Genomic DNA, 6,562 nt, shown 5'->3' with positions numbered 1-6,562 from the left:
TCCCGGTGCTGTACGCAGTATTCCCGTTCCTGGGGGGCACGTTTCAGATCAAATACGGAGTCCACAATGCCCCGCTCTTCCAACAGGGTGCGCACAATGGTGTCTGTGGCTTGGGTCTGGAAGATGCGGCTGTTGTGCATCAGCCCCAAACGCCACACCGGCGGCTCGATAACAATCTCATAGCGGGTGCGGCGATGGCCGGAATCGCCTCGGGCGAATTCGTTGACCACGCCGGTGAAGCGGCGAAGGGGCATACCGCCTTCCCAAACCACCAGATCCACGGGTTGCTCCAAAACTTCGGATGCATCTATGTCCGGGTCGGTGCTGGCCAGTTCAAGGCAGCCATGAAATAGCTCGGATAGCCGCTCGGTCAGCGTAAAGCCAACAACAGAGAATAGATCAGTGGGGAGTTCGCCAACACGGGCGGTAAACTGCAGTCCGCTTGCCTGGGGCATATCTTCAGTCCTTGAAGGTATGGTTCTGTATGAGTCCGGGCGGAGATTCTGTCGCAAATGCGGTGTTTAATCAAATGCTCCCTGCCCCAAACGAGCACCCGTTCTATGTAAACAAAATCTCAGGCCGAACCCTGCGCCTGCGCCTTAACCCGGAAGGGTCGCGTCCACCACTCAGACAAGAGCACACCGAACAGGGTGAGACCACCGCCAATAAAATGATGCGGCCCCAATGTTTCGCTCAACATCACGGATGCGATCAGCGCCGTTAAAATCGGAATCAGATTGAAGAATACAGAAGTCCGACTGGGCCCAAGGTGCTTGATGCCCGTCATCCATGCCAAGGGTGCTCCAATAGATGCAAACACACAGGCGAATAGCACCAGTGGCACGTTATCACTGTTCAGCCCTGTTTGTGGCAGCGCAGCAAACAGTGGGAACAACACCACAACAGCCACAAGCACCTGTGCATACAGTAACTGCATTGCAGGCAGAGGTATCTGCCATTTTTTCAGCAAAGTGCTGTATATGGCGTAGGCAGCTACGGCGACCAGCATCATGCCGTCGCCGGCATTAATCCCCTGCTGGGTAATCGCTGCCAGATCCCCAGAGGTGATTACAATCAGTACGCCAAAAAATGAAAACAGTGATCCGACTATGGCTCCAACTGTAAGGCGGTGGCCCAATGCCAATATGGCCAGAATCAGCGACATCACAGGCATGAGCGCTAAAACAATACCCATGTTGGTCGCAGAGGTTTTAGGCGCGGCAAAATAGGCCAGGCTTTGATATATCGCCATGCCCAGCACACCTAACACAAAAATTTTGCCCAGGTTTTCCTTCACCACTGGCCACGACCTCAGCGTTGGACGCAATAGCAGGGGCGTGAGGATGACGGCAGCGAACAGCCACCGATAAAACCCAATTTCTGCCGGAAAAATAACGCCCACGGCCAGTTTGTTAACTACGGTATTTCCCGCCCAGAAAATGACTGCCAGTAGCGGAAACGCATAATACATAGTCACAAACCTCAGAAAACGAGTGATTAAACCGGAACGCCATTATCCGCTTGTACCTATTAAAGGCTATACTGGGTTCTACGGCTCGCAGCTTGGATATAAACGCATGCAGAACCTTGCCAAGCCACGCTGCACCGTATCCATAAGCAATGTGATCATACTTACTTTTAAAAATGGCCCGTCATGAAACTTTTAGTCCGTAACCTCGCACGCACGACAACAGAACAGGAAATCATGGAGCTGTTTTCTGCTCATGGCACTGTCACCGAGTGCACACTGGTTTTAGATAAAGAAACCGGAAAATCCAAAGGCTTTGGATTTGTGGAAATGCCACACGCGAAGGAAGCAAAAATGGCCAAGGCCCACCTGAACGACGCTCGTGTAGGGTCAAACAAAATACGGGTGAAGGTCGCTCAGGATAAGGAACAGCAAGCAGATACCAATAGCTAACCCTTACGCTGCAGGCTCATTGGCTGCGCGTTCTTCTATGCACTCGTAGCCGCCCATCTCAAATTCCCGACAAATAAACGGTCGCTTGTCGTAAATCGAACACGACATGGTGCGGCGATCCAACGCCGCACACCAGCCGTCATCCAAACGCGCCATCGTTCTGCCGCCCCACTGATCGGTTTCAATAAACCGCTCTGGCACGCCTGTCTCGGTAATCAGCATAACTTCCAGGCGGCAACAGCAGGCCTGGCAGTTTGAGCAGCTAATACCGGGATCAGACATGGCAGTTATTTCCATCAGGCGTTGGCGGTACTCTATCAGAGCAGCTCTTTGCGCAGTTGTGACGGGCTCTTGGGGGACAACAAACCTGGAGCCACATCAAATACAGATATGGCACCGGTTTCGCCGGCGCGGGCCATTTTATGGACTGCGCGAGTGTAGGCTACCAACACACTGGCGGTGAACTCAGGGTTACTTCCAAGCGCCAGTGAATATTCGATAGTCTGCTTGCTATGGGTGCCGGTTTCGCCACTGCGAATAACGAAGCCGCCATGGGGCATGGCACTGTGCTCTGCAGCGAAGGTAGCTTCATCAATGAAGTTAACCGTGGTGTCGAAGGGCTCGAAGTAGTCCGGCATGGTCACAATGCTGTTTCGCACTGCGTCTGCATTGGCACCCTCTTCCAGAACAATGAAGCATTCCCGTACATGCTTTTCACGGGTGCTCAATTCCGGCTGCTCGCCGTTGCGTACTCGGGCAATAGCCTCCTGAGAGGGCAAGGTGTACTGCACGCCTTTCCTGACGCCCTCCACGCGGCGCACTGCATCCGAGTGACCCTGGCTCAGGCCTTTGCCCCAGAATGTGTAAGTTTCACCTTCCGGCAAAATGGTTTCACCGAACAAACGATTCAGGGAGAACAGGCCGGGATCCCAGCCCACAGACATCAACGCAAGCTTGCCAGCCTTGCGTGCGGGCTCATCCAATGCCGCGTGGTATTCGTTCACTTTGGCGTGAGTGTCGAAGCTGTCGACGGTGTTATAGAACTGTGCCAGATAAGGCCCCTGTTCCGGCAAGTCGGTTTTCGAGCCACCGCACAGGATCATTACATCAACGTCGTTCTGGTACTGTTCAATATCTGCCATGGCATAAACCGGCACTGTGCTGTCCAGAAGCGCCACACTGGCGGGGTCGCGGCGGCTGAACACACCCACCAACTGCATATCCGGATTCTGCGCCAACGCAGCTTCCACACCCCTGCCCAGATTGCCGTACCCGGCAATGGCTACTCTAATTTTGTCTGCCATGATGATTATCCTGTAACGTTAGAAATTTGCGGCGGCAACTCAATCCCGGCTTTAGCCGCACGTGCTGCGTGCAGCTTCTTGTAGCTGTCAATCAGGCGCAGATGCCTGTCCAGTCCTTCCAACTGCATATTGGTCGGGGTCAAACCATAGAAACGAACGCTGCCATCCACTGAGCCGACCACGGCATCCATGACCTCATCACCAAACATGCGCCGGAAGTTAAACACGTAATCACTCAGCTCAAGCTCGTCATCCAGAGTGACCTCCAGTACCGCGCACATGGCCTGATAGAACAGGCCGCGCTCTACTGTGTTGTCATTGAACTGCAGGAACATTTCCACCCTTTCCAGGGCATCTTCGTATTGCTTGAGTGCCAGATTGATCAGCAGTTTCAATTCCAGAATGGTGAGCTGGCCCCACACGGTGTTTTCATCAAACTCGATGCCGATCAGGGTGATGATGTCTGTGTAATCGTCTATCTGGCTATCGTCCAGGCGCTCTACCAAGGCAGCTAGCTGCTCATCACTCAGGATGTGCAGATTGAGAATATCTTCACGATAATCCAAAGCCCGATTGGTGTTATCCCAGATCAGATCTTCTACCTGGTACACCTCGGAATAGCCAGGCACCAGCATGCGACAAACCGGAGCACCCAGGTCGTCATAAATTGCGGTGTAGACTTCGTGGCCCATGTCTTCAATGATGCCGAACAGTGTAGCGGCCTCCTCTTCGGTGGTACCAGTGAAGTCCCACTCTTCAAACGCTATATCCGCCTTGGCACTGAAGAAACGCCAGGACATCACACCGCTGGAATCAATAAAGTGTTCCACGTAATTATTGGGCTCGGTGATGGCCAGGCTATTGAATGTGGGCGGCAGAAAATCGTTCAGACCTTCAAAGCTGCGGCCTTGCATCAGCTCGGTCAGGCTGCGCTCCAGAGCGACTTCCATGTTTGGATGGGCGCCGAAAGAAGCAAACACCCCACCGGTTTTGGGGTTCATCAGAGTCACGTTGGCCACCGGAAACTGGCCGCCAAGTGAGGCGTCTTTTACCAGTATGGGGAAGCCCTGAGCTTCCAGAGCCCGCACACCCTCAAGAATATTCGGGTACTTTTCCAGAACATGTAAAGGAACATCCGGCAGGGCAATTTCTTCCTGAATGATCTGCTTTTTTACAGCTCTCTCAAGAATTTCCGACAAGCACTGCACCTGTGCCTCTGCCAGAGTATTTCCCGCACTCATGCCGTTGCTCAAAAACAGGTTTTCAATGAGGTTGGTCGGGAAGTAAACCGGCACGCCATCAGAATGGCGCACGTAAGGGAGCGCGCATATACCGCGGTCCACACGGCCAGAATTTGTGTCGATCAGGTTGGAGCCATGCAGCTCGCCATCCGGGTTATAAATGGCCAGGCAATGATCGTCCAGAATGCCTTCCGGCAATTCGTCATTGGGACCAGGCTTGAACCAGCGCTCTCTCGGATAATGTACGAACTCGCTGTTGGCGATGTCCTCACCAAAAAACTGGTCGTTGTAGAAGAAGTTGCAGTTCAAGCGCTCAACAAACTCCCCCAGAGCCGAGCACAATGCACTTTCTTTAGTAGAGCCCTTGCCGTTGGTAAAGCACATTGGCGAAGCCGCATCGCGCATGTGCAACGACCACACGTGAGGAACAATATTGCGCCAGGAGGCAATTTCTATCTTCATGCCCAGGTCGGCCAGTATGCCGCTCATGTTGGCAATGGTTTGCTCCAGCGGCAGGTCTTTACCTTCGATGTAGGTGTCCTCACCCCCTTCTGGCTTGATCGTCAGCAGCGCCTGGGCGTCTTCATCGAGGTTATCAACGATTTCAATCTGAAAGTCAGGACCGGTTTGCACCACTTTTTTGACCGTGCAGCGATCAATGGACCGCACAATGCCCTGGCGATGTTTCTCGGGCAGATCGTCGGGCAGCTCAACCTGAATCTTGAAGATTTGTTTGTAGCGGTTTTCCGGATCAACAATGTTGTTCTGGGAAAGGCGAATGTTATCGGTTGGAATATCCCTCGCCAGGCAGTACACCTTCACAAAATAGGCGGCGCACAGGGCTGATGAAGCCAGAAAGTAGTCAAAAGGGCCAGGTGCCGAGCCGTCGCCTTTGTAGCGAACGGGCTGGTCGGCAATCACCGAGAAGTCATCAAACTTGGCTTCAACTCGGAGGTTGTCGAGATAATTGACATTGATTTCCATTGCGAGGGTACTCGGTTTAGAGATTTCGGCGCGCCTTGACCATAGAGTGCGCGCCATTCAGGGCGGCCATTATAGACGTAACGCTACGCCACTCATACCTAGTACCAATCACTACCTCTGCAACACTCCTACTCGGCAGGGCTGGCAGCTGCGGGTCGGAATACCCGCCACACCCGCTGCAGTTTTTCTTTGGGCAGAATGACCAACAAGTTACCTGCTAGCACCAGTGATACACCGGCAACGGCCTCAATTGTCCAGATGTAACTCTCGAATACCGTTGAGAGCGCAAGCGCGACGATTGGGAAAAGCACCATGCAGTAGGCTGCACGTTCAGGCCCTATCCGCCCGAGCAATGTGAGGAAACTGCCAAAACCGAGGACTGAGCCAATCAAAGCCAGGTAGACCAACGAGCCGGTGTAGCTCCAGGTTGCTTCGAAAACGAAGGCCTCTCCCCTACCCCACGCAATGAGCGCCAGCAAAACAGCGCCGTAAGCCATGCTATAGGCGTTGGTTTGCATGACAGGCAGTTTCGATGACTGGTTGCGAGCCGAAATCATGTTGCCGAAGGATGTGATGAAGGTGCCCGCCAAGCTCAGAATGATGGCTCGCAAGGTGGCGCCATCGGCGTCCAGCGCGCGAACCTCCGGCAAAAACACCAGGATAATTCCCACAAGCCCAAGCGCCGCGCCCCCAATCACTGCGCGGGGCACTCGATTGCCGAAAAACAGAGCGCCGTTGATGATATTCATCACAATAATTGTGGAGAACACCACGGCAATCAATCCACTGGTGATATCTGCAGCTGCCTGATAAACCAGCATGTAATTGAAGCCAAACAGCATCAGCCCCTGACCCGCCATCCAGAGGTGCTGCTGAAAACCAAATCGCATATTCCGTCGGGTCAGGCTGCACCATAGCATCAGCACCAGTGCAGACAGCCCAAACCGATAGGCAATGGACACATCGCCAGGCACTTCACCCAGTTGCAGAGGGATCGCTATAAACGTCGAACCCCAGATCAACACGGTCGAAAAATAGAGTACAAAAGTGTTCGTCAGCATAGGGAATGCAGCCTTCAGCCGTGATCACAAACCGGCTACGCATTGCTCGCT

7 protein-coding genes are annotated in these 6,562 nt (G+C 53.4%); 1 reads left to right on the top strand and 6 read right to left on the bottom strand.

From position 1 onward, the window contains the following. Nucleotides 1–455: contractile injection system protein, VgrG/Pvc8 family (locus tag RG807_RS16860; RefSeq protein WP_309045924.1), on the bottom strand; the 455-nt coding region annotated here is incomplete at its 3' end. A gap of 119 nt (nt 456–574) precedes the next feature. Then, entirely contained in the window at nt 575–1,471 is an 897-nt protein-coding gene (locus tag RG807_RS16855; RefSeq protein ID WP_309045923.1) for a DMT family transporter, read from the bottom strand. 183 nt (nt 1,472–1,654) lie between these two features. On the opposite strand from RG807_RS16855, the gene RG807_RS16850 reads away from it, so the two are divergent. Further along, nucleotides 1,655–1,921 (top strand): RNA recognition motif domain-containing protein, encoded by a 267-nt coding sequence (locus RG807_RS16850; RefSeq protein WP_298450084.1) that lies wholly within the window; start codon nt 1,655–1,657, stop codon nt 1,919–1,921. Nucleotides 1,922–1,924: 3 nt separating this feature from the next. Here the strand turns inward: RG807_RS16850 and RG807_RS16845 are convergent, their stop codons facing one another. The 4 genes from RG807_RS16845 to RG807_RS16830 form a co-directional block, all read right to left on the bottom strand. Beyond that, nucleotides 1,925–2,203 (bottom strand): YkgJ family cysteine cluster protein, encoded by a 279-nt coding sequence (locus RG807_RS16845; protein ID WP_410804599.1) that lies wholly within the window; start codon nt 2,201–2,203, stop codon nt 1,925–1,927. A 35-nt stretch (nt 2,204–2,238) separates the two neighbouring features. After that, nucleotides 2,239–3,225, bottom strand: coding sequence for a diaminopimelate dehydrogenase (locus RG807_RS16840; RefSeq protein WP_309045922.1), 987 nt, complete (start codon nt 3,223–3,225; stop codon nt 2,239–2,241). A 5-nt stretch (nt 3,226–3,230) separates the two neighbouring features. Continuing rightward, the gene (locus RG807_RS16835) at nt 3,231–5,450 is read right to left on the bottom strand and encodes an OsmC domain/YcaO domain-containing protein (protein WP_309045921.1); all 2,220 of its coding nucleotides are present in this window, start codon (nt 5,448–5,450) and stop codon (nt 3,231–3,233) included. A gap of 128 nt (nt 5,451–5,578) precedes the next feature. Further along, nucleotides 5,579–6,511: a DMT family transporter gene (locus RG807_RS16830; protein WP_309045920.1), complete on the bottom strand. Its 933-nt coding sequence runs from the start codon at nt 6,509–6,511 to the stop codon at nt 5,579–5,581. Nucleotides 6,512–6,562: the final 51 nt, after the last annotated feature.

The sequence above is a fragment of the Marinobacter sediminicola genome (assembly GCF_031157525.1).
Lineage (GTDB): Bacteria > Pseudomonadota > Gammaproteobacteria > Pseudomonadales > Oleiphilaceae > Marinobacter > Marinobacter sediminicola.
The sequence above is the reverse complement of the archived record's forward strand: the minus strand, read 5'-3'. Positions and strand labels throughout refer to the sequence as shown.

Coding starts and splice junctions, on each gene's coding strand:
- RG807_RS16855 (WP_309045923.1), bottom strand. CDS start 1,471: ATGTATTATGCGTTTCCGCTACTGGCAGTCATTTTCTGGGCGGGAAAT.
- RG807_RS16850 (WP_298450084.1), top strand. CDS start 1,655: ATGAAACTTTTAGTCCGTAACCTCGCACGCACGACAACAGAACAGGAA.
- RG807_RS16845 (WP_410804599.1), bottom strand. CDS start 2,203: ATGTCTGATCCCGGTATTAGCTGCTCAAACTGCCAGGCCTGCTGTTGC.
- RG807_RS16840 (WP_309045922.1), bottom strand. CDS start 3,225: ATGGCAGACAAAATTAGAGTAGCCATTGCCGGGTACGGCAATCTGGGC.
- RG807_RS16835 (WP_309045921.1), bottom strand. CDS start 5,450: ATGGAAATCAATGTCAATTATCTCGACAACCTCCGAGTTGAAGCCAAG.
- RG807_RS16830 (WP_309045920.1), bottom strand. CDS start 6,511: ATGCTGACGAACACTTTTGTACTCTATTTTTCGACCGTGTTGATCTGG.